Annotated in this window: 20 protein-coding genes; 12 read left to right on the top strand and 8 right to left on the bottom strand. The window is 63.1% G+C overall.

Going from position 1 to position 25,300, the window contains the following annotated elements; translation table 11 throughout:
* Positions 1-3: 3 nt before the first annotated feature.
* The 4 genes from VX159_RS13340 (at position 4) to lpxC (ending at position 4,228) form a co-directional block, all read left to right on the top strand.
* Positions 4-744: a cell division protein FtsQ/DivIB gene (locus VX159_RS13340; RefSeq protein ID WP_371323374.1), complete on the top strand. Its 741-nt coding sequence runs from the start codon at positions 4-6 to the stop codon at positions 742-744.
* A gap of 4 nt (positions 745-748) precedes the next feature.
* On the top strand, positions 749-1,978 hold the full coding sequence (ftsA, locus tag VX159_RS13335; RefSeq protein WP_371323373.1) for a cell division protein FtsA: 1,230 nt from the start codon (positions 749-751) through the stop codon (positions 1,976-1,978).
* 42 nt (positions 1,979-2,020) lie between these two features.
* A complete protein-coding gene (gene ftsZ, locus VX159_RS13330) occupies positions 2,021-3,208 on the top strand; it encodes a cell division protein FtsZ (RefSeq protein ID WP_371323372.1) in 1,188 nt (395 codons plus the stop codon).
* Positions 3,209-3,295: 87 nt separating this feature from the next.
* A complete protein-coding gene (lpxC, locus tag VX159_RS13325; protein ID WP_371323371.1) occupies positions 3,296-4,228 on the top strand; it encodes a UDP-3-O-acyl-N-acetylglucosamine deacetylase in 933 nt (310 codons plus the stop codon).
* A gap of 69 nt (positions 4,229-4,297) precedes the next feature.
* Here lpxC and VX159_RS13320 read toward each other — a convergent pair whose 3' ends face one another.
* Positions 4,298-4,879, bottom strand: a complete 582-nt coding sequence (locus VX159_RS13320) for a response regulator (protein WP_371323370.1) — start codon at positions 4,877-4,879, stop codon at positions 4,298-4,300.
* 132 nt (positions 4,880-5,011) lie between these two features.
* Positions 5,012-5,611: a peroxiredoxin gene (locus VX159_RS13315; RefSeq protein WP_371323369.1), complete on the bottom strand. Its 600-nt coding sequence runs from the start codon at positions 5,609-5,611 to the stop codon at positions 5,012-5,014.
* A 144-nt stretch (positions 5,612-5,755) separates the two neighbouring features.
* Here VX159_RS13315 and VX159_RS13310 point away from each other — a divergent pair, with 144 nt between their 5' ends.
* The 5 genes from VX159_RS13310 to VX159_RS13290 are packed head-to-tail and all read left to right on the top strand — an operon-like array spanning position 5,756 to position 14,778.
* Positions 5,756-7,225, top strand: a complete 1,470-nt coding sequence (locus tag VX159_RS13310; RefSeq protein WP_371323368.1) for a NuoM family protein — start codon at positions 5,756-5,758, stop codon at positions 7,223-7,225.
* A 2-nt stretch (positions 7,226-7,227) separates the two neighbouring features.
* Entirely contained in the window at positions 7,228-10,293 is a 3,066-nt protein-coding gene (locus tag VX159_RS13305) for a DUF2309 domain-containing protein (protein WP_371323367.1), read from the top strand.
* Entirely contained in the window at positions 10,290-11,813 is a 1,524-nt protein-coding gene (locus tag VX159_RS13300) for a proton-conducting transporter membrane subunit (RefSeq protein WP_371323366.1), read from the top strand. The genes VX159_RS13305 and VX159_RS13300 overlap by 4 nt, the downstream gene beginning before the upstream one ends.
* Positions 11,813-13,324 carry a NuoM family protein gene (locus VX159_RS13295; protein WP_371323365.1) on the top strand — a complete coding sequence of 504 codons (1,512 nt, stop codon included), beginning with the start codon at positions 11,813-11,815 and terminating at the stop codon, positions 13,322-13,324. The genes VX159_RS13300 and VX159_RS13295 overlap by 1 nt, the downstream gene beginning before the upstream one ends.
* Positions 13,321-14,778 (top strand): NuoM family protein, encoded by a 1,458-nt coding sequence (locus tag VX159_RS13290; RefSeq protein ID WP_371323364.1) that lies wholly within the window; start codon positions 13,321-13,323, stop codon positions 14,776-14,778. The genes VX159_RS13295 and VX159_RS13290 overlap by 4 nt, the downstream gene beginning before the upstream one ends.
* Before the next feature lie 111 nt (positions 14,779-14,889).
* Here VX159_RS13290 and VX159_RS13285 read toward each other — a convergent pair whose 3' ends face one another.
* Both VX159_RS13285 and VX159_RS13280 read right to left on the bottom strand, forming a co-directional pair.
* Positions 14,890-15,228: a zinc ribbon domain-containing protein YjdM gene (locus VX159_RS13285; RefSeq protein ID WP_371323363.1), complete on the bottom strand. Its 339-nt coding sequence runs from the start codon at positions 15,226-15,228 to the stop codon at positions 14,890-14,892.
* Positions 15,229-15,240: 12 nt separating this feature from the next.
* The gene (locus tag VX159_RS13280) at positions 15,241-16,932 is read right to left on the bottom strand and encodes a SulP family inorganic anion transporter (protein WP_371323362.1); all 1,692 of its coding nucleotides are present in this window, start codon (positions 16,930-16,932) and stop codon (positions 15,241-15,243) included.
* 127 nt (positions 16,933-17,059) lie between these two features.
* Between VX159_RS13280 and VX159_RS13275 the strand changes: the two genes are divergently transcribed.
* Positions 17,060-17,254: a CopG family transcriptional regulator gene (locus VX159_RS13275; protein WP_371323361.1), complete on the top strand. Its 195-nt coding sequence runs from the start codon at positions 17,060-17,062 to the stop codon at positions 17,252-17,254.
* A 119-nt stretch (positions 17,255-17,373) separates the two neighbouring features.
* Here VX159_RS13275 and VX159_RS13270 read toward each other — a convergent pair whose 3' ends face one another.
* Entirely contained in the window at positions 17,374-17,676 is a 303-nt protein-coding gene (locus tag VX159_RS13270; protein WP_371323360.1) for a hypothetical protein, read from the bottom strand.
* A 51-nt stretch (positions 17,677-17,727) separates the two neighbouring features.
* Here VX159_RS13270 and VX159_RS13265 point away from each other — a divergent pair, with 51 nt between their 5' ends.
* Positions 17,728-18,234 carry a DUF411 domain-containing protein gene (locus VX159_RS13265; protein ID WP_371323359.1) on the top strand — a complete coding sequence of 169 codons (507 nt, stop codon included), beginning with the start codon at positions 17,728-17,730 and terminating at the stop codon, positions 18,232-18,234.
* Positions 18,235-18,276: 42 nt separating this feature from the next.
* On the opposite strand, the gene VX159_RS13260 is transcribed toward VX159_RS13265, so the two are convergent.
* Positions 18,277-19,527, bottom strand: a complete 1,251-nt coding sequence (locus tag VX159_RS13260) for an FAD-dependent oxidoreductase (protein ID WP_371323358.1) — start codon at positions 19,525-19,527, stop codon at positions 18,277-18,279.
* 509 nt (positions 19,528-20,036) lie between these two features.
* Here VX159_RS13260 and VX159_RS13255 point away from each other — a divergent pair.
* Positions 20,037-21,188, top strand: coding sequence for an ABC transporter substrate-binding protein (locus tag VX159_RS13255; protein ID WP_371323357.1), 1,152 nt, complete (start codon positions 20,037-20,039; stop codon positions 21,186-21,188).
* A 326-nt stretch (positions 21,189-21,514) separates the two neighbouring features.
* Here VX159_RS13255 and metG read toward each other — a convergent pair whose 3' ends face one another.
* Together metG and VX159_RS13245 are read right to left on the bottom strand one after the other, a co-directional pair.
* A complete protein-coding gene (metG, locus tag VX159_RS13250) occupies positions 21,515-23,632 on the bottom strand; it encodes a methionine--tRNA ligase (RefSeq protein ID WP_371323356.1) in 2,118 nt (705 codons plus the stop codon).
* A gap of 226 nt (positions 23,633-23,858) precedes the next feature.
* Positions 23,859-25,175: a diguanylate cyclase gene (locus VX159_RS13245; protein WP_371323355.1), complete on the bottom strand. Its 1,317-nt coding sequence runs from the start codon at positions 25,173-25,175 to the stop codon at positions 23,859-23,861.
* Positions 25,176-25,300 lie beyond the last annotated feature (125 nt).

Raw genomic sequence — 25,300 nt, 5'->3', positions numbered from 1 at the left:
TGAATGTGGAACAAGCCACAACTGCTCAACGCGATAGCCGACCTGCTGGTGCTGGTTGCGACCGCTGCCTTGGTGGCCGGGGTCGCGGTCTGGCTGGCGCGGGTCCCGGCCATGCCGGTGCAGCAGGTGGTGTTCACCGAGGCGTTGGCGCATACCCGGCGGGCCGAGGTCGAGCAGGTTCTGCCGCAGGCGCTGAAAGGGAATTTTTTCAGCCTCAATCTGGAGCAGGTGCGCGCCATGCTCGAAACCTTGCCTTGGGTGCGGCGGGCCGAGGTGCGCAGGATTTGGCCGTCACGCCTGGAAGTTGCGGTAGAGGAGCATGTTCCGGCAGCCCGTTGGGGCGAGGGCAAGGGCGAACTGGTCAATACCCATGGCGAGGTGTTCCTTGCTGCTCCAGTCGAGGTGGATCTGGCGAGTTTGCCAACCCTCAACGGCCCGGCGGGAACCGCCCCGGAAGTCTTGGGGCGCTACGCGGCATTCAGCGAGGCTTTGGCACCGCTGGGGGAAAAGCCGGTAATGGTGAGCTTGTCGCCGCGCCTGGCCTGGCAGATGCGGCTGGAGAACGGTTTGTTGCTCGACATGGGGCGCGAGCAGAGCAAGTCGCCGATTGGGGTTCGTTTGCAACGTTTTGTCGAGTTTTATCCGGAGGCCGTAGGCAAGCGTCAGCTGCGGCCGACGGTGGTGGATTTGCGCTATCCGAACGGCTTTGCGATGCGTGTCGCGGCCGAGAGCAAGGGAAAGTAGGGATATGAGCAGGGATAACAAGGATCTGATTGTCGGTCTCGACATTGGTACGTCGAAGATTGTCGCCCTGGTTGCCGAGGTGAACCAGGAGGGCTTGTTGAATGTGATCGGGATGGGGTCACAGGATTCGCGCGGCCTGAAAAAAGGCGTGGTGGTCAATATCGAGGAAACGGTGCACACCATCAGCCGGGTGATCCAGGAAGTCGAGCTGATGGCCGACTGCAAGGTGCGCGACGTGTATACCGGGATTGCCGGCAGCCATATCAAGAGTTTCAACTCGCATGGCATGGTTGCGATCAAGGACAAGGAAGTGACGCAGGCAGATATCGATCGCGTCATCGAAACCGCCAAGGCGATGCCGATGCCGGCGGACCAGGAGATCCTGCATATCCTGACGCAGGAATTCGTGATCGACGGCCAGGACAGCATTCGTGAGCCGATCGGGATGAGTGGCATGCGCCTCGAGGTCAAGACACATATCGTGACCGGTGCGGTTTCGGCGGCCCAGAACATCGTCAAGTGCGTCCGGCGCTGCGGCCTTGAGGTCAATGATCTGGTGCTGCAGCCGTTGGCTTCCAGTTATGCCGTGCTGTCCGACGACGAGAAGGAACTCGGGGTCTGTCTGATCGATATTGGCGGTGGTACGACCGATATCGCAATCTGGACGCAGGGGGCGATCCGCCATACTTCGGTGATCCCGATCGCTGGCGATCAGATCACCAACGATATCGCCATGGCTCTGCGTACGCCGACCCGCGAAGCTGAGGACATCAAGTGCAAGTTTGGTTGTGCGCTGTCGCAACTTGCCGACATGAGCGAGAACCTCGATGTGGCTGGCGTCGATGACCGGCCCAGCCGCAAGCTGTCGCGCCGTGCCTTGTCCGACGTGATCCAGCCACGGGTCGAAGAGCTCTATGAGTTGATCCAGAACGAGTTGCGCCGCTCCGGTTTCGAGGAGGTGCTGTCATCCGGGATCGTGCTGACCGGCGGAGCCAGCATCATGCCGGGAATGGTTGAGCTGGGTGAAGAAATTTTCCACATGCCGGTGCGTCTGGGGGCTCCGAAATACAACGCCAGCTTGGCTGATGTGGTTCAGAACCCGCGTTTCTCGACAGCGTATGGCTTGCTGCTGGAAGCCCAGACGCAGCGGAAACGGGGGCTGAAGATTCAGGAAAAGCAGGGCTTCGGCGATGTCTTTTCCAGCATGAAACAGTGGTTTGCCAAGAATTTTTGAGGTGCGTGAAGCACCATTCGAGTTTTTTCAGAGGAGGTCGTCATGTTTGAGATCATTGAAAAGGAAGAGAGCGGTACCATCATCAAGGTGTTCGGTGTCGGCGGTGCCGGCGGCAATGCCATCGAGCACATGATTCAGCAGGGGGTCAATGGTGTCGAGTTCATCGCTGCCAACACCGATGCCCAGGCGCTCGGGCGCAATTCGGCGGCAACCAAGCTGACGCTGGGCGAAACCGGGCTGGGTGCCGGTGCCAAGCCGGAAAAGGGTCAGCAAGCCGCCGAAGCGCATCGCAACGACATTCGTGCTGCTCTGGACGGTGCGCATATGGCGTTCATCACTGCGGGCATGGGCGGCGGCACCGGGACTGGTGCAGCACCGGTGGTGGCCGAAGTGGCTCGCGAAATGGGAATCCTGACCGTCGGCGTGGTGACCAAACCGTTCAGCTTTGAAGGCGGAAAGCGGATGAAATCGGCCGAGGCCGGGATCGCCGAGTTCGCCAAGCATGTCGATTCCCTGATCGTGATCCTCAACGACAAGTTGATGGAAGTGATGGGTGAAGACGCCGATGTCGATGATTGCTTCAAGGCCGCCGACGATGTGCTCAAGAATGCGGTTGGCGGCATTGCCGAAATCATTACCTATCCGGGTCTGGTGAACGTCGACTTCGAAGACGTGCGCACGGTGATGGGTGAGATGGGGCGTGCAATGATGGGCTCTGCCGTTTCCTCCGGCCTAGACCGGGCCCGGATTGCCGCCGAGCAGGCAGTTGCTTCGCCGCTGCTGGAGGGGGTCAACCTGTCCGGCGCCCGTGGCGTGCTGGTGAATATCACTGCGGCGCGTGGCAACCTCAAGATGAAGGAAGTCAACGAGGTGATGAATACGGTGCGTACCTTTGCAGCGGAAGATGCGCACATTATTTTCGGTGCGGTGTACGACGAAGCGATGGGCGACTCGCTGCGCGTGACCGTGGTCGCGACCGGCCTTGGTCAGGTTGCTGCGGTGACTCGTGGTCGTCATACGTTTGAGGTCATCAACACTCCAGTGGTGCAGCAGGCGACCGGGACGCACGATGCTGTCGGTGCTTTTGCTGCAGCGCCCGCCATTGATTACAACCAGATTGCCGATGTGCCGGCAGTAGTTCGCAAGCGTAACGTGACGGTCGAGGCGTTGGCCAACAGCGGTGTCGATCGCTACGACATTCCGGCTTTCCTGCGCAAGCAGGCAGATTGAGCCTGCATCTGCGGCTTCTCTCTGAAAAAGGTGGGCGGGGGTTTGTGCTACAATCCCCGCCTTCCCCTGTTTTCTGAATTCAATGGCATGCTCAAGCAACGCACGCTCAAGACGTTGATCCGCGCTTCGGGCGTCGGATTGCACGGTGGTGTCAAGGTCAACATGACCCTCCGCCCGGCCGCTCCGGATACCGGTATCGTCTTCCGCCGTGTTGATTTGCCGGAGCCGGTTGAATTGCCCGCGCAGGCCATGATGGTCGGCGATACCCGCATGTGCTCCTGTCTTGAAATGGAGGCGGCTGGCGGTCGGGTCAAGGTAGGTACCATCGAGCATCTGATGTCGGCTTTTGCCGGTCTTGGTATTGATAATGCATGGGTCGATCTCGACGCCCCCGAAGTTCCCATTCTGGACGGCTCTGCCGCGCCCTTCGTATTCCTGATCCAGTCGGCAGGTATCGAAGAGCAGAATGCGGCCAAAAAATTCATTCGCGTCACGCAGCCGATCGAGGTGCGGGATGGCGACAAATGGGCGCGCTTCGAGCCTTATGATGGCTATCGTCTGGCTTTCTCGATTGTTTTCAATCACCCAGCAATCGACAAATCGGCGCAGACGGCTGAAATCGATTTCGCCGAGCATTCATACGTTCGCGAAGTGTCGCGTGCCCGCACCTTCGGCTTCATGCAGGAGGTCGAATTCCTGCGCGAGAATGGGCTGGCGCTCGGTGGCGGTCTGGAGAACGCGATCGTTCTCGATGAGTTCCGGGTGCTCAACCAGGATGGCTTGCGCTATGGCGATGAGTTCGTCAAGCACAAGATTCTCGATGCTGTCGGCGACCTCTATTTGCTCGGGCATCCCCTGCTTGCAGCCTACTCCTCGCACAAGGGGGGGCATGCGCTCAACAACCAGCTGGCCAGGGCCCTGCTTGAGCACCAGGATTGTTGGGAGTTTGCCAGCTTTGTGGAAGGTTCCTCCGCGCCGGCCGGGGTAACCCGCTGGTTGGGGCAGACCGCTCTTGCCTGACAGTTTGTTCCCGCCGCGCTGAGCGCGGCGAGGCGGCCGGAGAGCCGGCTTGCCGGTGGCTGAGAGTGCTCAGACCGTCCGTTGTTGGGCCGCCAAGCGGCCGAGAACAAAGCCCTTGATTTCGTGAAACGGAATTGGCTTGCCAAAGACGGTAACATCGCTGGGCAGCCCTTTTTCAGCAATCAGATGGCGCTCGATCGCGCTGATCACGATGATGTCCATCTGCGCCAGTTCGGGTTTTTCGCGCAGCCGGCGGATCATTTCGAAGCCATCCATTCCTGGCATCATCAGATCGGCGATCAGAATGTCCGGCGTTCTCTGGCCGACCTCGATCAGCCCGTCGAAGCCGTTTTCGACCATCCGCAGGCGAATCGGCAGGTTCCAGCTTTCGATGGTGGATTCATACAACGTGCGCAACATCGGCTCATCCTCGGCAATCAGCAGGTCGAGCATGCCGTTGTTGTCCTTGCCCAGTGCTGCCCGCCGGCGCGCGAGCACGGCATCAATTGACGCGACCGGAATCCGGCGGTGGCCGCCGGCCGTCTTCCAGGCTTCAAGCGCGCCGCTTTCAACCATGTTCTGAACGGTTCCGAGGGAGACGCCAAGGCGTTGTGCGGCCTGTCGGGTGCTGAGGTATTCCTGATCTGCCATGGTTTTGGGATAAGCGTTTGCTGTTATCCGAAGGATTTTAACGGATTGCAGCCGGTTTGCAGCATTTTGGTGCGGCTAAATAAAAAAGCCCCGGTCGCAAAAAACGACCGGGGCTGTCAGCATGGGGCCGACTTACAGCTTCTTGGCGTTCTTGGCCAGGTAGGAGGCGACGCCTTCAGGGGTCGCGGTCATGCCGGGCTTGCCCTTGTTCCAGCCAGCCGGGCAGACTTCACCGTGTTCTTCGAAGAACTGCAGGGCGTCGACCATGCGCAGCATTTCGTCGATGTTGCGCCCCAGCGGCAGCATGTTTACAACCTGGTGCATGACCACACCATTCTTGTCGATCAGGAAAGAGCCGCGCAAGGCCACGCCGGCAGCTTCGAGTTCAACATCGTAGGCACGGCAGATGTCATGCTTGATGTCGGCGACCAGCGGATAGCCGACCTGGCCGATGCCGCCTTCCTTGACCGGGGTGTTTTTCCAGGCGAGGTGGGTGAACTGGGAGTCGATCGAGACGCCGATGACTTCGACGCCGCGTTGCTTGAATTCTTCCAGGCGATGATCGAAGGCAATCAGTTCGGACGGGCAGACGAAGGTGAAGTCGAGCGGGTAGAAAAACAGGACGACCGGCTTGCCCTTGAAGTCGGACAGCTTGAGTTCCTTGATTTCGTTATCGCCATAGACGGCGGTGGCGGTGAAGTCCGGGGCTTGCTTGCCAACGAGAACGGCCATGAGAGAGCTCCTTGTGGAATTATTTCTGGGTTGGGGAAGCGGCGAATTTATCCAAGCCGACATGGGCTGTCAAACCGGGGTACCGCTGGCATAATCGCCGGATGAAAAAATAATGGGGACGAAAATGGCGGGCCGTCTGCAACGATGGCGCTCGACCCGGGGGGGCGTGTGCTGAAGCTGTTGTTGTTTCTGCCGGTGGTCGGGGCGTTGTTGACCGGAGCCTGGCCTGGGCTGGGCAGCGCCGGGCGCTGGCGGTTGGCCGGAGTTTTCTCTGCCGGGGTGCTGGCGCTGACGGTGATCATCGCTTGGCGCTACGATCCGGCGGGGCCGGTATTCCAGTTTGAAGAAAGCCAGGCCTGGAACGCCCGGCTTGGCTCCTATTTTGCCCTCGGGGTCGATGGTATCGCGGTTGCCTTGCTGCTGCTCACCGCCTTGCTGACCTTGGTGGCGGTACTGGTGTCCCGTCAGACGGCGCGCGGCGGCCGTCTTTATTACACCTTGCTGCTATTGCTCGAATCGGCGATTTTTGGCGTTTTCAGCGCCCGCGACTGGTCTCTGTTCTATGTTTTCTGGGAGGCCACGCTGGTTCCCCTGTTTTTCCTGATTGACCGTCTGGGGGGCGCCGACCGGCAACGGGCTGCGCTGAATTTCTTTCTCTATACCCTCGGCGGTTCGGTATTCATGCTGGTGGCCCTGCTTTTTCTTTATGACGCCGCGCCCGGTCACAGCTTTGCCATGGCCGACATGGCTGTCGGCGGACAGGCGCTGGAACCACGCGTGCAGTTGCTGATCTTTGCCGGGCTCTGCCTCGGCTTCGGGGTCAAGATGCCGGTTTTTCCGGTGCATGGCTGGTTGCCGCTGGCCCACGTCGAAGCGCCCAGTCCGGTGTCGATTCTGCTCTCTGGCATCCTGCTCAAAATGGGGGCTTATGGTCTGATTCGCGCAGCACAGACTCTGCCCGCCGGCTTGCTGGCGGCGCAGCAAGCCTTGGTGATCCTGGCTTTCGGCTCCCTGCTTTACGGCGGCATCCTGGCCTGGCGGCAACAGGATCTCAAGGCGATGGTGGCTTATTCGTCGATTTCGCACATGGGCGTGGTCTTGCTCGGGATCGCCTCGCTTGAAGTCAAAGGGCTGACCGGAGCGGTCTTGCAGATGGTTGCGCACGGCTTGACTGCGGCCTTGTTGTTCCTGATCGTCGGGCTCCTGTATCAGCGCCAGCACAGCCGGGATCTGGCCGACTATGGCTCGTTGCAAGGCGTAGCTCCGCGTTTTGTCGTCTTTATCGCCTTTGGCTGGCTGGCGGTACTCGGCCTGCCCGGCAGTGCCGGCTTTGTTGCCGAAGTGCATGTGTTACTGGCGGTGCTGGTTAGTCATGGGGGCTGGGCCGTGGTGCTCGGATTGGCCTTGCTGATTGCGGCAGCAGCCAGCTTGCGGGTGATCGGGCGCTTATGCTTGCCGGGGCCGGTGCAACAGATGGCCGATCTCGATCGGATCGAGACGTTTGCGGCGACTTTACTGGTGCTGGCGATCATCGCTCTGGGGGTATGGCCGGCGCCCTTGCTGAACCTGATCGGCAGTAGCGTGGCCTCGCTGCTTGGCGGGGTAGGGGGGTAAGGATGAGCATTCCTTCGAGCTCCGGAGCGGAAGCCCTGTCGTTCCACGAGCGCCTTGCCGAGTGGTTGCATGAATGCACCCATCGCTTGCCGGCGCAAGCTCCGCTACGTGATTTCGTGCATCACAATACCTTGCACGCCTATCAGCATTTGCCATTCCGCGATGCGGTAGCGACTGCTCAGGCTCATACCGGCGCCCTGGCTTACTGGCCGGAAGCTCGTTTTCGCCGCGAGTTTGAGTCCGGCCGAATTACCCGCAGCGACCTGGCAGCAGCACTGGTCGAGGCCGGTATTCCCGATCCGGAACGCCCCGTGCTGCCCGGATTGAGCCGGCAGGACGTGTTGCTGGCGGCGCTCTGCACTGGTGTCCCGTTCGAGGCGACCGGGGGCGCGGAGTGGTGGCTGGCCGAGCACCGCCTGGAGACGGACCCACTTTTTAGCATTTGTCAGCAGTTGACCGTGGCAATGCCCAGCACAGCGGCAGCGACGGGCGAGGTTGCCAATTGGCGCGAACAGGCCAGGCAGCGGCAGGAAGCCCTGTGGGCACAGCTTGGCGATCGGCTGACCTGGCGCGGCTTGATCGAACATCTCTACGGGCTCGATCTGCTGGCCGCCGTGCGTACCGTGCTGCAGCGCCATCTGGCGGCGCACCTTGACCACAGTCTGGCGGCTTGGCGCAATCCGGCCCGGGGCGAAGGGTTTTATGCCGCCTGGCGGGCTAGTGCCGGCCTTGATTGGCAGTGGGAGTTCGACGAACTGCCGAATGTGCGCGATGAAATCCGCCACTTGCCGGACGATCCGGTGGCCCTGCTTGCCGAAGAGTTGCCGCGGCTATTGCCCGAGGCCCAATGGCCGCGCTACCTGGAGCGCTTGCTGCTCGAATTTCCGGGCTGGTCGGGGATGCTGCACTGGCATCAGGAGCATCCCGAAGCCGGCGATGGCACGCCGGTAGCGCTTGCTGACTGGTTGGCAGTGCGGGTTCTGCTGGAGCGCCTGCTGTGCGAGGATCAGCTCCGCCGGCTGACCGGCCAGCCGCTGGCCTGCAGCGATTTGGCGGATTGGTTCACGGCCCGTCCGGGGGAGTTTCTGGTCCGCGACGCCTGGCGCTGCCGTGCCTTGCCCGAGGAACTGGCAGCCGAGGTCGCGGCTGCGCTCGAATGCTCGGATCAGGCGCATGCCAGTGTCGCCTGGGACGCGTTGGCCGAGCGGCTGGCCGCGTTGCCCCAGGCTCGGGAAGATGCCCGGGCCCTGTGGCGTTTGTGCAGCGCGCTGGGGCTGGGTGCCGAGGCACTGGCGGCGTGGTCGCCCGCAGCCGCCGAGCAGATACTGGACGTTGCTGCCAGCTTGAGCGCTGGACAGCGTGGTGAAATCTGGTTGCTGGCTTACGAAGGCCATTACCGGGAGCAGCTCTTTGCCGCGCTGCGGGCCAATCACGGGCGCAGTCGACTTGCCGCGAGCAGATCGGCGCAGGTGGTGATGTGCATGGATGACCGGGAGGAGGGAACGCGCCGCCATCTTGAGGAAATTGCTCCGGAGATCGAGACCTACGGGGCAGCCGGCTTTTTTGGCGTGGCGATGTACTGGCAGGGGCAGGATGATCCGGCACCGACGGCTCTGTGCCCGGTGGTGGTTCGTCCCGAAGTGCTGATTCGCGAGCAGGCCAATGCCGACAGCGCGCAACAGGAACGGCACCAGTCGCGACAACAGCGGCGGTTGCGCTGGCGCGAGCGTTTGCACCGGGCCACCCGGCTGGCTCCGGTGAGTGGGCCTTTGCTTGCAGCCGGAGCCGCTGTGCCGGCACTGGCTGCCTTGTTGGCTGGCAGTCTGGCCCCGGCCTGGCTGGGCGAACGTTTGCAGCATTGGCGCCGGGCTTACGAAGGCGAACTTCCCGGCGAACTGCAATTGACCGCTGGCCCGGAAGGTGCAAAGCAGAGTCCACGCTTGGGGTTCACCGACCGCGAGCAGATCGAGCGGGTGGCCGCCTTCCTGCGCATGATTGGCTTGACCGGCGGCTTTGCTCCTTTGGTGCTGCTCCTTGGGCACGGCTCGACCAGCCTGAACAATCCGCACCGCTCGGCCTACGATTGCGGCGCCTGCTCCGGCCGTCATGGCGGACCGAACGCCCGTGTCTTCGCGGCGATGGCCAATCGTCCCGAGGTCCGCGCCGGGCTGGCTGAAGTCGGGATTCAGATTCCCGAGAGCACCTGGTTCGTCGCCGCCTTTCACAACACCTGCGATGACCGGGTCGATTGGTACGACCTCGATCAGGTTCCGGCTGGCTGGCAAGGCGCCCTCGATACGCTGGTCGGACAATTGGCGGCGGCTTGCCGGGCGCACGCCGTCGAGCGTTGCCGGCGGCTGGCCTCGGCACCGCGTCAGCCCTCGCCATGGCAGGCCTGGCGGCATGTCGCCGGACGCGCGCAGGATTTGTCGCAGGCGCGGCCGGAGCTTGGGCATGCGACCAATGCGGCTGCCTATATTGGCCGCCGGCAAGCCAGTCGCGGTTTGTTTCTCGACCGGCGGGTGTTCCTGATTTCCTACGATCCGCTGACCGATGACGGCGGCCGGATTGTCGAGGGCATCTTGCTGGCGGCGGGGCCGGTCGGGGCTGGCATCAGTCTGGAGTATTACTTCTCCACCGTCGATAACGAGCGCTACGGCTGCGGCTCGAAGGTCACCCACAACCTGGCCGGCGGTTTCGGCGTAATGGCCGGCTGTGAATCCGATTTGCGCACTGGTCTGCCGCAGCAAATGGTCGAAATCCACGAGCCGATGCGCTTGCTGATTGTGGTCGAACAGACTCCGGCGATTCTCGATGCCATCGTCGCCCGCCAGCCCGCCCTGCAGGAATTGATCGGCAACGCCTGGGTCACGGTTGCGGCGCAAGATCCGCACAGCGGCGAAATCCAGCGTTTGCTGATCGGTCGTGGCTGGGTGCCTTGGCAGCCTGCCGCCGAGGGAGAACCTCCGGTTCGGGTGGCCGATTCGGCGAGCTGGTTTGCCGGCAAAAGCACGGCGCTGCCGCCGGCTTTGCTGGACTGCGCGGTTCCACCCGGAGGTGTCGCATGAACGCATACTTCTCGCTGCTTGCCGATCTGGTCTGGCTGGTTCCGCTGCTGCCGTTGCTGGCCGGATTGTTGATTGTCTTGCGTATTCTTGCCGGGCGCGCCTGCGGCGACGCCGGCGAGCCCGGTACCGCCCGGCTGGCCGAGGCGGCGGCTCTGGGCAGCCTGCTCCTGCTGTTGGCACTCGACCTCGGTGCCTGGCTGACCGGGGTGCCCGGCCAGTTGCCGGGCGTGCTCTGGTTTGCCAATCCGCGCTGGCGTGCCGAGTTTTCATTTCTGCTTGATCCACTGTCCTTGTCGGTGGCGACAGTCAGCGCCTTGATCGGCTGGTTAGTCACCCGCTTTTCTCGCAATTACCTGCACCGCGAAGCTGGTTTTCAGCGGTTTTTCATCGTGTTGATGCTTTTCCTGGCTGGCATCCAGTTGCTCTTTCTGGCCGGCAACAGCCTGCTCCTGTTCATCGGCTGGGAGTGGTGCGGACTCGCTTCCTTCCTGCTGATCGGCTATCAGCGACAGCGGCCGCTGGCCACCGGTAATGCCCTGTTTGCTCTGACCAGTAACCGGGTCGGCGATGCCGGGCTGCTCTTTGCCCTGGGCCTGTCGGCTTTCTGGCTGGGGGATTTTTCCTGGGCGCGGCTGCACGATCCGGCCTTGAGCGTGATCGAACTGCGCCTGCTGGCCCTTGGCTTTGTCGTTGCGGCACTGGTCAAGTCGGCGCAGTTTCCCTTTTCGCCGTGGATCATCCGGGCGCTCGAAGGCCCGACCCCGTCGTCGGCGATTTTCTACGGAGCCGTGCTGATTCATGCCGGTGTCTATCTGCTGCTGCGTCTGGAGCCGGCGTTGGCGCGGGTGCCCGACATCATGTACGGGCTGGTCGCCGTCGGCAGCCTGACGGCGGTGTATGCCTGGTTCTGTGCGCAGGTACAGACCGATGTCAAATCCGGGCTGATTTTTGGCACGCTGTTCCAGGTGGCGCTGATGGTGGTGGCGATTGGCTGTGGCTGGACCACCGTGGCGCTGGTGCATCTGTGTCTGCATACCGCCTGGCGTGCCTGGCAGTTTCTGGTGGCGCCGTCCTGGCTGCAATGGAGCCGGCAGCGGCCGTCCTCGCCACCCGCCTGGCTGGCCCGGCGCCAGGGGTGGTATACCGCCGCCCTGCAGCGCTTCTGGCTGGGCAAGCTGGAGCAGATCCTGATCGTGCAGCCGACCGAAGCCTTTGCTCACGACTTGCGGCAATTCGAGCGGGCTTTCGTCGATCGGGTGGTGGGCGAGCCTGGCAGTGGCGTGGCTCCCGATCCACAGCGCCCGCTGGTCCGGGTCGATGGCTGGCCCGGCCTGCTCCTCGGCGCGGTTTCGGATCACCTCGACCGTCTTGAGCAGCGCCTCTTGCTGCGTGGCCGGGGCGGCTTTGGCGAACGCTTGTTGCGGCGGCTGGCCGGGTATCTGGCGACCGTCGAAAATCTTCTCGAACAGCCGCGCTATTTGATGATGGCGGTGATGGCGACTTTTGTGGTGATCCTTTGATGACTCCGGACAATGTCCCGCTGCAGGAAATCCTCTGGTCGGCGCAGGCTGTACAGCCCTGGCTGCTGTGGTTGCAGGTGCTGCCGTTTGCCGGGGCCGGCCTGGTGCTGGCGCTGGGCGAGCGACGCAGCGCGGTCACCTTGGGCAAGTTGCTGGCCCTGGCCGAGTTGCTGCTGGCGCTGGGCGCCCTGCGCGCGCTTGATCCGGGCTTGCCGGCGCTGCAACTGGCCGAGCGCTTTGCGCCGCTGGCCTATCATGTGGCGGTCGACGGCCTGTCGGTGGTCTTCATCCTGCTGGCCGCCTTGCTGACCTTGCTGATGACCTTGTACGGGATGAGCCGGGGGATGATTTCGCCGGGGCACCTGTTTGCCGTCTTGCTGCTGGCCGAGGGCGGACTGGTCGGGATGCTGGTGACGCTGAATATCCTGTGGTTTGCTTTGTATTCCGCGCTGGAGTTGTGGGCGGTGATCTACCTGCTCCGCCGCTGGGCTTGTTCGCGTGCCGAAATCCAGGCTTTGTCGCGCTTTGTCCAGTACCAGGCCTTCGGCTGGCTGTTGTTTTTCGCCGGTTGCCTGGTCTTGGGCTGGAGTCATGCCGAGGTGAGCAACGGGCGCTGGAGCTTCGATCTGTTCGATCTGCTCGGGGCGGCACCGGCCGGCAAATTCCAGACCGTAGCCTTCTATCTGCTGTTCTACGGCCTGGCGGTGCGGACGCCGCTGTTTCCACTGCATGGCTGGCTGCCGAACATGGCGCAGCACGGCCTGATCGCGGTCGGGCCGGCGCTGATGGTCGGGGTCAAGGTCGGGTTTTACGGCATGCTCCGCTTTGTCCTGCCGCTGACGCCGGAGGCGGTGCTGGCCTGGCAGCCTTATGTGGTTGGTTTTGCCATGGCCGGGGTTTTCTTCACTGCCGCCCTGGCTTTTCTGCAAACCAATCTGCGCCGCTTGCTGGCTTTTGCCGTGGTCAGCCATACCAGCTTGCTGGTGATCGGCCTGTTCAGTCTGCATCAGGCCGGGATTCAGGGGGCGGTACTGCTGGCCGCCAACTTCGGGCTGGCGGTGACCGGTATGTGGTTTATCGTCGGCTTCGTTTTCCGCCGTACCGGGACCACCGAACTCGACGAATTGTCCGGCTTGTTCGAGCGCATTCCCTTTCTTGCCATTGCCTTCCTCACCTGCGGTCTGGCCATTGTCGGGATGCCCGGCACCCCCGGTTTCGATGCCGCGCACCTGGTGCTGGAGGCGGCAATCGACCAGTTCGGTGCCTTGTCGACGGTGGCCACCGCGCTTGGTAACGTGACCGCTGCCGGCTTCCTGCTGTGGGCTTTTCAGAAGGCTTTCCTGTCGCAGCCGAAAGGCGGCGGCAGTCAGGTTGACCGTACCTTGCCGATGGAATACCTGGTTTGCGGCATGACCCTGGCTGCCCTGCTGACCAGCGGCTTCTTCACCGAGCCCTGGCTGCATCTGACCGAAGTGGCGAGCGAGCGGGCTGCTGCGAGGTTTGCGCGATGAGCGAACATGCCCTGTCCTGGCTGATTGGCCTGCCGCTGGCCGGCATCGTGCTGTTGCAATGGTTCCCCGAGCGCTGGTTGCGTGCAGCCCAGGCGGGCATTCTGCTTGCCGTACTGGCGCAGGCGCTGGCAGTGGCTGCGCGGTTCGTGCCGCAGGGCGAACGCTTTCAGTTGCTTGAGCGCCACTTGTGGCTGCCGGGCCTCGATGCTCACTACCAGGTGGCGGTCGACGGCTTGTCGGTGCTTTTTTTGCCGGCCACGGCCTTGCTCTTCCTGGCAGCACTGGTCGTTGACTGGAATGCCGTCCGGGTCGGGCGGCGTCTGTACTATTCCTTGCAACTGGCCTTGCTCGGCGCGACGCTGGGGCTGTTTTCTGCGGTCGACACCCTGTTGTTCTTCGTTTTCTGGGAGGCAACGCTGGTTCCCTTGTATTTCCTGCTGGCCCGTTTCGGGCTGGGCAGCCGCGCGCCGCAGGTGGCCGCGCGCTATTGTCTGCTGATGCTGGCCGGCGGGGCAGCCTTGTTGCTGGCCTTCCTGCTGCTGGCCGGACAACGGCCGGAGCAGGGCTTCGATCTGCTGGCCTGGCTGGCGGCACCGCCCGAAGTTCCGACCCAGTGGGGGGTCTTCCTGCTCTGCCTGTTTGCCTTCGGACTCAAATTGCCGCTGGTGCCGCTGCATACCTGGCTGCCGCAAGTGGCCCTCGCTGCGCCGGGTTCGCAACTGGCGCTCCTGCTCGGCTTGAAGCTGGGCGCCTATGGTTTGCTGCGCTTTGCTTTGCCGCTGGCGCCGGAGGTGGCGGCGCAACTTCACTGGCTGCTGGCCGGGCTCGGTACCGTTGCCTTGCTGTATGGCGCCGTGGCCATGCTGGCGCAGAGCAACCTGCGGGTGGCGCTGGCTTACGCCAGCATCAGTCACGCCGGGCTGGTGGTGCTTGGCCTTGCAGGGCTGAGCGCACAGGGCGTGCAGGGCGCGGTGGCGACTTTGCTGAGTTTTGTGCTGACCAGCGGCGGTGTCTGTTTACTGCTCGAGTGCCTGCGCCAGCGCTGCGGCTCAAACGATTTGCAGGCTTTGGGCGGGGCGGCTGAAAGCATGCCGCTGCTGGCCGCCGGGATTCTGTTCTGCGCGCTGGCCGGAGCCGGGCTGCCCGGAACCGGCGGTTTCCCCGGCGAACTGCTGCTGTTGCTGAGTGCGCTGGAAAGCCACACCGGGGCCGGGATGGCGGCACTGTTCGGCTTGTCGATTGCGCTTGCCGGCTGGCTGCAGATTTATCGCAAGGCATTCTGGGGGGCGCCGGAGCGGGCGGCGATGGTGCAGGCCGAAGATTTGCGCCGCCGCGAACGTGGTCTGCTGCTACTCTGGATTGCGTTGTTGCTGGTGACTGGCCTGTATCCGGCTCCCTGGCTGGAACTGCTGGCGCCAGCGGCCGAAGCCTGGGCCGCCAGTTGGCCGCGTTGAGGGCTGCATTAAGGGCAGTCGATGGGCGGGGCCTGCCGGTTGATGGCGCCCGGTCGCCGGTTTTGCCCGGTTTTCACGGTCGACCGTGAAAACCGGCGATTTTGTCAGCGTTCAGGCCTTCTTGACGAATTCCGACTTGAGTTGCATCGCGCCGAAGCCGTCGATCTTGCAGTCGATGTCGTGGTCGCCGTCGATCAGGCGGATGTTCTTGACCTTGGTGCCAACCTTGACCACCGCCGACGAACCCTTGATCTTCAGATCCTTGATCACGGTCACGCTGTCGCCGTCCTGCAGTACGTTGCCGTTGGCATCCTTCCAGACGCGCGCGGCTTCTTCGCCTGCGCCGGCATCCTTGCTCCACTCATGGGCGCATTCGGGACAGATGTACAGGGCGCCGTCTTCATAGGCGTATTCGGAGCCGCATTGCGGGCAGGGAGGGAGGCTGCTCATGGTGTTCCTTTTTTAATAGTCTTCGTCGCCGTTGCCGCTCAGGTCGGGCAGCAGCTGGCGGGCGCGCGCGAGCGCCTGGTTCAGGTCGAGGCAGACGTTGTCGTCGCCCAGATGGTCGATGAAGCCGGCACGGTACAGCAGCGAGCCGGGTTGTGAATTGAGGCCGCACAATAGCAGCGTGCAGCCGCGCCTGGCCAGCTTTTCGCGCAGGTTTTCCAGGCCTTCCAGGCCGCTGGTATCGAGTTGCACCAGCCGGCTCATGTCGAGGATCACGATTTCCGGGTGGCCGGCCTGCGGATCAAGCAATTCTTCCAGCTTGTTGACCGCGCCAAAGAACAGCGAGCCGAACAGTTGCCAGGCGGCAACGCGCAGGCTGCCGTCCGGGTGCATGAAGCAGTGGTCGCCGGCTTCGTCGTCGAGCGGCATGCGCTCGATCCGGGTCAGTTCCGACATCCGGTAGATGAAGAACAGGCTGGCCAGAACCATGCCCAGTTCGACCGCGATGGTCAGGTCGAAGAGCACGGTGACCAGGAAGGTGCTGACCAGGATCACCCGGTAATTCCAGGAGTAGCGGCGCAGTTCGCGGAACTCGTGCCATTCGCCCATGTTGATCGCGACCACCATCACGATGGCCGACAACGTTGCCAGCGGCACGTAGGCGGCCAGCGGCGCGGCGATCAGGACCACCGCCAGCAGCACCAGCGCATGGACGATGCCGGCAATCGGCGTGCGGCCGCCGGTGCGGACATTAGTCGTAGTGCGGGCAATCGCCCCGGTCGCGGCAAAGCCGCCGAACAACGGTGCTGCCAGGTTGGCCAGACCCTGGGCGATCAATTCCTGGTTGGGATCGTGGCGGTCGTCGATCTGGCCGTCGGCAACGCGGGCCGAGAGCAGGGACTCAATCGCGCCCAGCAGTGCGATGGTGATGGCCGGCGGGATCAGTTTGCCGAAATGGTGGATCGACAGTTCCGGCAGGCCGAAGGCCGGCAGTTCCTGCGGGATGCCGTTGAAGCGGCTGCCGATGGTCTCGACCGGCAGTTCCAGCAGCCAGGCAGCGACGGTGCCGGCAACCAGCACCGCGAGCGGACCGGGGGCGCGGCGTAGCGGCGCCCAGCGCTGGGCCAGGCGATTGTACGAAAGGAGGAACAGAAAGCAGGCGCTGGAAAGGGCCAGGGTCGGCAAGTCGACCGTGTGGGCATGCGCGAGCAGGGTCTTGCTGCGGGCAAAGAACTCGGCTGGCAAGTGTTCGATTTGCAGGCCGAAGAAATCCTTGATCTGGGCCATGAAGATCACCACCGCGATGCCGTTGGTGAAGCCGATTACCACCGTTACCGGGATGAAGCGGATCAGCTGGCCGAGGCGCGCCAGCCCCATCGCCAGCAGCAGCACGCCGGCGAGCATGGTCGCACCGAGCAGGTTGGCGAAGCCGTGCAGGGCGACGATGCCGTACACAATCGGGATGAAGGCTCCGGTCGGGCCGCCGATCTGCACTCGCGAGCCGCCGAACAGCGAGGTCAGCAGGCCGGCGACGATGGCGGTCCAGATGCCGGCGGCCGGCGAACAGCCCGAGGCAATCGCAAACGCCATGGCCAGCGGCAGGGCGAGCACGCCAACGGTGATTCCGGCGGCGACATCCTTGCCGAACTGGGCGCGATCATAGCTCGGCAGGCAATCCAGCAGCTTGGGGCGGAAGGCGATTTTCATGATGCGCTCGGTAGGCGAAGCTCACCATTATATGAACACCATGTTTATTGTAAATGTTAATAAAATGTTAATGTGATTGGTACTATAATGGCTGAAAAATAATTATGAATAATGATCCGGAGAACGCATGGAAAACCGTACTGCCCGTCTGACTTTATTGATCGATCCGACCAAAAAACGGATTTTTGAAGAAATTTGCGCCGAGCACGACCTGACGCCGTCGCAGGTGGTGCGCCGGATGATTCGCCAGTACATCCAGGACAATGCCGGCGGCCGCGAATTGCCGGAGTGGCTGAAGCCGAGTGGCAAGGTCGGGGACTAGATCGACCGACAGGTCGGCAACCGGCAAGCAAACAGGCCTGAAAAAGCTGGCCAGGGGGCGCGTGTTGCGGCCAGGCCGAGGGCAGCAGGCCGCACCTCAGGGCCCGGCTGCCAGGCAGGCTAGCGGTCTTGCTGCGGCGGCTGCTGCAGCGCGGCGAACTGCTGTTCCAGTTCCGGTCCCTGTTTGATCATTTCGCGCAGAATCTTGGCGACTGCCCAGAGCATGACCGCCAGGCCGCCGGCGATGCCGGCCACGGCTTCGGCGGTGTTGTTCGGGAAGGAAGTGGTCAGCACGTGCTGGCCGTTGGCCAGCCAGATTCCCGAAATGGCGAGGCAGGTCAGCCCGAAGATGTCGAGCACGCCAAAAAGGAAAATGCGCAGGGTCAGGCGGGGACGGATGGCGCGTTGGGGAGATCCGAACATGGGGCTGTGGCTATAATCGCGGAATCCGCATTTTCTCCCGAAGGGGCCGTCGTGTCGCGTTTTTCCTTGTTGGCGTTTTCCCTGATCTCGAGCCTGGCGCTGGCCGCGCCGCCAGCACCGGTGGCCGAGCCGCCGCTGGTCGAAATCCATATGCCGAGCCCGTGTCTGGCCTGCATTGACTGGGGGAGCTATCTGGCCGACAACGGTTTCAAGGTTCGCTATGTTGAAAGCCGCGACATGGCTGCCGTCAAAAAACGCCTGAAGGTGCCCAAGGAGGTCGAGTCGGTGCATACCGCCGTGGTCCGCGGCTATTTCGTCGAAGGTCATGCCTACGCCGAAGACATTCACGAATTGTTGCGTGACAAACCCAAGGCGCGCGGGATTGCCGTCCCGGGCCTGCCGATTGGCGCGCCGGGGCGCGAGTATTCGAATCCGACCTGCGAAACCGCTTGCACCACCCTCGACAACACTACCGGCGAAAAAGCGCCCAAGCGCGAGTTGTTCGACACCCTGCTGGTTCTTCCCGACGGCAAGACCAAGACCTGGGCCAGGCACTGAATTTCCTGCCCGGGCAGGGTTGCCAGCCGCTGTGGCGGCTGCCTATAGCCCGAGTTCGCCGAACATTGCCTGAGTCCAGGCAATGTCTTCATCGCCGGCCTGCGGCAGGCGCTGTTGCTTCACGGTCTGCATGATTTCGCCATCGCCCCGGCGGCGGTAGTGCGTGTCAATCCGGGTCATTTCCAGTGGCTCTGCGCGCTGGATCACGATGCAGGTACTGTTGGGCAGTTCGCTGGCAGCTTCTTCGCCCTTGATCCGGGCCGCAATCTGGCGGGCGGCGATCTGACCCTGGCGGGCGGCGATCTGGCCGGTTTTCGGGTAATGCCCGAACAGCGTCGAAACCCGGTCGATCGCATCGCCGATCACGAATACCCGCTCGTCGCCCGCCAGTTGCAGGCTGTGCGGCTCGACCGGCAGCCAGGCCGCTGCCGGCGTCGGGCTCAGGCCGGGGAGCGGTGCGGCGCGTTGCGGCGGCATCAGGATTGCGGCGTCGAAGTCGATAGTGTCGAAATCGCTGATCACCCGCCGGTTGGCCAGGTCCACTTCGCGAATGCCCGATTGCGGCAGGTAGAGAATCCGGTCGCGGTGGGATTCGCGGAAAATCCGGTCGAAGGCAATCGCCGGCAGATTGGGGTCGAGAATCGTAATCCGCCCCGGCAGCTTCCGCCGTTGCAGCCAGTCGGCCAGCAGCACCGCTCGCTCGTAAGGGGCGGGAGGGCAGCGATAAGGCATGGGCGGAATGTTCAGCAACAGATCGCCGCCGCGAAATGCCTCGAGGTTCGCCTTCAACTGCTGCAGGCCGGCGCTTTCGGCAAACCCGCTGGGGTAGTGCTGGCGGCAATGTGTGCGGGCATCACGGTCAACCCCGAACCAGGGCGAAAAATCTTCGGCAATACCGGGGGCTGCCAGCAACCAGTCGTAAGGCAGGTCCCCGGCGCTGCTCTCGACGCGCCGCGACAGTCGATCTACCGCCCGCACCTCGGCGGCGACGAAACGGTAGCCCTGAGCCCGGGCGCTGGCGGCGAGATCGCGCTGCAGCATTGACGTCCCGGCTTGCCCGACCAGCCAGCGGTTTGACAGCGGCCGCGAAAAGAACTGCGGGCTGCGGTCGATCAGCGTGATCTCGGCTGCCGGTAGCAGGCGCCGCAACTCGCGGGCAGCAGCCAGCCCGCCCCAGCCGCCGCCCAGGATCAACAGGCGCGGTGCTGCCGGTTGCGCGTGCAGGTGGCGACTCAGGCCGCTGGCGGAGAGCAGGGCGGCAGCGGCTAGTTGCAGGCAGTGACGGCGATGCATGGACAGACTCCGGGTAGGGGAAAGCGGCGGGGGCGTGGAGGCCGGGGCGCGGTAAAAATCGAGGCTGAGCGCGTGCGGCGGGGTAAATTGTGCACATTCCGGGCTGTTTGAAACACTGTTTGCTCCTGGCTTGCCGTTGTAATTGCTTGACCGCGCCTTAAAGCTGTGATTCTCAATAAAATCAATGGCTTGAGAAATTGCCAAAACTTCGTGCAGGGTAGGAAAAAGCCTTGCTGGCCGGAGACTTAGCGGCTTCGTTCATGACTCATTCACAGACTTATCCACAGTTTTTGTGGATAGCTGTAAAAGGGTGTGAGCAGGCCGGTGTTTCGGACCGGAAGTTAAAGTAATACTTTAAATCGGGGCCGGCCTTGAGGCGGCTCAAGACCGGGATGGGCAAGGCTTGCGGGTTTTCCCGATTCGTCGGTCAAGTGCTTGCCGCGCCAGAGGATGGCCGCGACAATAAGCGCCGCTGCCGGCGGTTCGCCGGTTTTCTCCCTGGAGCTCCCATGCACAAAATTACCCTGGCCACCCTGCTCGCCGCCTTGCTCGGCAACGCGCTGCCGGCGTTGGCCGAGATCAAGGTCGGTGTGATCGCTTCGTCTACCGGCCCGACTGCCGCCGTCGGCATCCCGCAGAAAAACACCGCCGCGCTGCTGCCGGCCGAAATCGCCGGGCAGAAGGTCGAGTACATCGTGCTCGACGACGCTTCCGACCCGACCCACGCGGTGACCAACGTCAAGAAATTGCTCAGCGAGCACAAGGTCGATGCGCTGATCGGCCCGACCACCACGCCGGCGGCGCTGGCCATGCTCGATTTCGTTGCCGAGGCGAAGACGCCGTTGCTGACCACGGTCGGCTCGTCGGCGATCATCCTGCCGCTCGACGACAAGAAGAAGTGGGTGTTCAAGACTACCCAGAACGACGATCTGATCTCCGAAGCCGTGCTTGCGCACATGAGCGCCGCCGGGATCAAGACCCTCGGCTTCATCGGCTTCAACGATCCGTATGGCGAAAACTGGTTCAAGGTGTTCACCCCGCTCGCCGAAAAGGCCGGTATCCGCATCGTCGCCAGCGAACGCTACAACCGCACCGACTCGTCGGTGACGCCGCAGGTGCTCAAGCTGATTTCCGCCAAGCCGGACGCCGTCTTCGTCGCCGCCACCGGCGGCCCGGCGGTGCTGCCGCAGGCCGGCCTGCTGGAAAAAGGCTACAAGGGCCGCGTCTATCAAACGCACGGCGTCGCCACCCAGGACTTCATCCGCCTCGGCGGCAAGAACGTCGAAGGTACGCTGATGGCCGGCGGCCCGATGCTGGTGGTCGACGACCTGGCCGACAGCAACCCGATCAAGCCGGTTGCGCAGCACTACATCAAGACCTACGAAGCCCGCTTTGGCGCCGGCAGCGTCTCGACCTTTGGCGCCAACACCTGGGACGCCGGCCTGCTGCTGCAGAAAGCCGTGCCGGAAGCGCTCAAGAAGGCCAAGCCGGGCACCCCGGAATTCCGCATCGCGCTGCGCGATGCGCTGGAAAAGAGCAAGGAAGTGGTCGGTGCCCAGGGCGTCTTCAACATGAGCGCCGGCAACCATAACGGCATGGACCAGCGCGCCCGGGTGATGATGACGGTCAAGGGTGGCAAATGGACCCTGGTCAAGGACTGAGCCTGCCCGCCGCGACCGCTGGCGCAGCCGGCGGCTAGCCTGGAACAAAACCGCCGCCGGCGAACCCGGCGGCGGTTTTGCGTTGACCGCCCGCTCGGCCGTGGAAATGTACCGTTGCCGAAATTTTGGGCAGGTGCAAAAAGTGACGTTGCACCAAGGACTTGGGTGACTTGCTCAGGGCTTGTCCACAGCCTTGACGACAGCTTCTGGGGATAAGGAAAAAGCGCGTTTTTTACGGTCGACCGTGAAAAGCAGCGATTTTCCCGTCGCCCAGAGGTAAAAAAGGCCGGGAATCCCCGGCCTTACAGTTGGCAGCGGCTGGCCGCTTATTTGACGCGCATTCCCGGCGTTGCGCCGGAGTCGGGCGAGAGCAGGTAGATGCCCGGGGTTTTGCCGTCCGGGTCGGAGGCGGCCATGACCATGCCTTCGGACATCCCGAACTTCATCTTGCGCGGCGCCAGGTTGGCGACCATCACCGTCAGGCGGCCGATCAGTTGCGCCGGGTCGTAGGCGGCCTTGATCCCGGCGAAAACGTTGCGCGTCTTTTCCTCGCCGATATCCAGGGTCAGGCGCACCAGCTTGTCGGCGCCTTCGACGTGTTCGGCGTTGGCGATCAGCGCGATGCGCAGGTCGATCTTCATGAAGTCGTCGATGCTGCACAGGCCGTCATCGGTTGCCGGGGCGGCGTCCTTCTGGTCGACGGCCTTGCCGGCCTTTTCAGCCTTGGCGGGTTTTTCCGCTTTTTTGCTGTCGACCGTGGCGACCTCGGCGGTCGGCGCCAGCGACTGCTTGTTGGCTTCGATCAGTTTTTCGATCTGCTTGGGATCGACGCGGGTCATCAGGTGGTTGTAGGCGTTGATCGCGTGGCCGGCGGCGAGCAGGGTCTGGCTGTCGGCCCAGGTCAGCGGCGCCAGGTTCATGAAGGCTTCGATCTTTTCGGCGACGGCCGGCAGGATCGGCTTCAAGAGCACGGTGAGCAGGCGGAAGAGGTTGAGCGCGTTGGAGCAGGCGGCGTGCAGTTCGGCCTCCTTGCCTTCCTGCTTGGCCAGTTCCCAGGGCTTGACGCTATCGACGTACTGGTTGGCGCCGTCGGTCAGGGCCATGATTTCGCGGATCGCCTTGCCGAATTCGCGGGCTTCGTACAGCTCGGCGATGCGCGGCGCGGCTTCGCGGATCGCGCGCAGGGCCGGCAGGCTCTCGTCGGCCGGGGCCAGCTGGCCGTTGAAGCGCTTGGCGATGAAGCCGGCCGAGCGGCTGGCGATGTTTACGTACTTGCCGACCAGGTCGGAATTGACGCGGGCGGTGAAGTCGTCGAAAGAGAGGTCGATGTCTTCCATCGTCGCCGACAGCTTGGCGGCAAAGTAGTAGCGCAGCCATTCCGGGTTGAGGCCGTTGTCGATGAAGCTCTGCGCAGTGATGAAGGTGCCGCGCGATTTCGACATTTTGGCGCCGTCGACCGTGAGAAAGCCGTGCGCGAAGATCTTGCTCGGGGTACGGAAACCGGCCTGCTCCAGTTCCGCCGGCCAGAACAGCGCGTGGAAGTAGAGGATGTCCTTGCCGATGAAGTGGTAGAGCTCGGTGCTCGAATCCTTCCTGAAAAACTCGTCGAAATCGAGGCCCTTCTTGGCGCACAGGTTCTTGAACGAGCCCATGTAGCCGATCGGTGCGTCGAGCCAGACGTAGAAGTACTTGCCCGGCGCGTCGGGAATCTCGAAACCGAAATAGGGCGCATCGCGCGAAATGTCCCAGTCGGAGAGCTTGTTGTCGCCGGGCGCGCCCAGCCATTCCTGCATCTTGTTGGCGGCTTCGGCCTGCAGCACGCCGCTGGCGGTGTATTGGCGCAGGAAGCTTTCGCAGCGCGGGTCGGAGAGCTTGAAGAAATAGTGATCGGAATTGCGCAGTTCCGGCTTGGCGCCGGACACGGCCGAGAAAGGCTCGATCAGGTCGGTCGGCGCGTAGGCTGCGCCGCAGGCTTCGCAGTTGTCGCCGTACTGGTCCTTGGCGTGACACTTCGGGCACTCGCCCTTGATGAAGCGGTCGGGCAGGAACATCTGCTTGACCGGGTCGTAATACTGCTCGATGGTGCGCACCTCGATCAGCCCGGCGGCCTTGAGCTTGCCGTAGATGTCGTTGGCGCACTCGCGGGTTTCCGGCGAGTGGGTGCTGTAATAGTTGTCGAAACCGACGTGGAAGCTGGAAAAGTCGCGGAAATGCTCGCCATGCACGCGCTCGATCAACTGCTCCGGGGTGATGCCTTCCTTCTCGGCGCGCAGCATGATCGGCGTGCCGTGGGTGTCGTCGGCGCAGACGTACCAGCATTCGTTGCCGGACATCTTCTGGAAGCGGACCCAGATATCGGTCTGGATGTACTCGACCAGATGGCCGAGGTGGATCGCGCCGTTGGCGTAGGGCAGGGCGGAAGTGACAAGAATCTTGCGGGTCATGATCGGCTTTGTGCGTTGCGGCAAAGGGTGAATTTTAAAGGCAAAGTGGCTGCCTGTGCGGCGCGCTGCGTACTGTCGCGCATTGCTTCAGGGTCGCGTAGCGGCGGTTTTGGCCGCTTTTTACGGTCGACCATGAAAATACGGCTTTTTCAGTGGCGCCGCCGAAGGCCGCAGTCTGCCCGGCCTTGCGTCCGGCAGTCGCATGGGGTGTTCGCGCCCGGCGGGCTCAGCCCTCGACCACCCGGTTGCGACCGCCTTCCTTGGCGCGGTACACCGCTTCGTCTGCGCGCGCGATCATGGCTGCCAGCGATTCGCCGAGCGCGGTGGTGTAGCCGATGCTGGCGCTGAGCGGGATTCGCTCGCCCTGCCAGCGCAGGTCGCTGGCCTTGACTGCCGCGCGCAGGGCTTCGAAATGCGCGGCCGCGTCCTCGCACCGGGGCAGCAGGCTGAGGCAGACGAATTCCTCGCCGCCAAAGCGGGCGAGGATGTCGCTGTCGGGCAGCGTTCGCTGCATCGTTGCCGCCAGCATCTTGAGCGCCGCGTCGCCGGCATCGTGGCCAAACTGGTCGTTGATCCGCTTGAAATGGTCGGCGTCGATCATCGCCAGCGCCAGTTGCAGTTCGCCGCCGGCCCGTGCCGAGGCATGCAGGGTATTGCCCAGTTCGAACAGGTGGCGGCGGTTGTAGAGGCCGGTCAGGTAGTCGCGCGTCGCCATGTCGCGCAACTGGCGGACGTAGCCGATCATGTTGGTGTTCTGGGTGACGCGGCAGTAAAACTCCTCGCTCTGGAAACGCTTGGAAAGAAAATCATTGGCGCCGGCCTTGAGCATCGCCGCCGAGAGGTCCGGTTGGTCGGCGTCGGAGAGGGCAATGATCGCCATGTCCTCGCGCCGGTAGCGGCGGCGGATTTCGCGGATCAGTTCGAGGCCGTCCATTTCCGGCATGTGGTAATCGGTCAGCACCAGCACGATGTCGGGATGGGTGGCGATCTGCGCCAGCGCTTCCTGACCGTTGGCAGCAGTCAGGATCAGGAAATGGTATTGCGTCAGCAGGCCGCTCAGGTGAGTGCGAAAAGTCGCCGAATCGTCCACCACCAGCACCTTGGTGCGCAGGTTCTGGCGTAACCGGACAATCAGGTAGGCGACATCCTCGATGGCACCGGTATTGGATTTGATGATGTAGTCGATCACCCGTTTTTCCAGCACCGCCCGCCGCACCTCCGGGTTGAGCGTGCCGGTGAGGACGATGATCGGTACTTCGTAACTGCTGACCAGGTCGACTACCTCGCTGCCGCTGGCGTCGGGCAGGGTCAGGTCGAGTACGGCACAGAACAGGCCGGCGGCATCCTGATCGAGCAGGGCGCGGGCTTCGGCCAGGGTGCCGGCCTCCAGCACCCGTACGCCGGGCAGGTTGACCAGGGTTTCGCGCAGGCGCACGCGCACGGTGCGGCTGTCCTCAACCAGCAGTACGGTGATTTCTCCGCTCTCCGGGGCCAATGTTCCAAGACGGGCCAACTTGCTGCCAAGCGAAGAGGGAAAGAACATGAGCGGCGATCCGGGCGGAGGGGGCGGAAAAAGGGGGGGTTTAAAAAAACGACGACAATTTGAAATATTAGCCCATGCTGTCATGAGTGTCTTGTTTTGTCGTCTTGGCGATGCGCCGGCGGTGC

It is taken from the genome of Dechloromonas sp. ZY10 (assembly GCF_041378895.1).
In the GTDB taxonomy this organism is placed as follows: Bacteria; Pseudomonadota; Gammaproteobacteria; order Burkholderiales; family Rhodocyclaceae; genus Azonexus; species Azonexus aquae.
The sequence above is the reverse complement of the archived record's forward strand: the minus strand, read 5'-3'. Positions and strand labels throughout refer to the sequence as shown.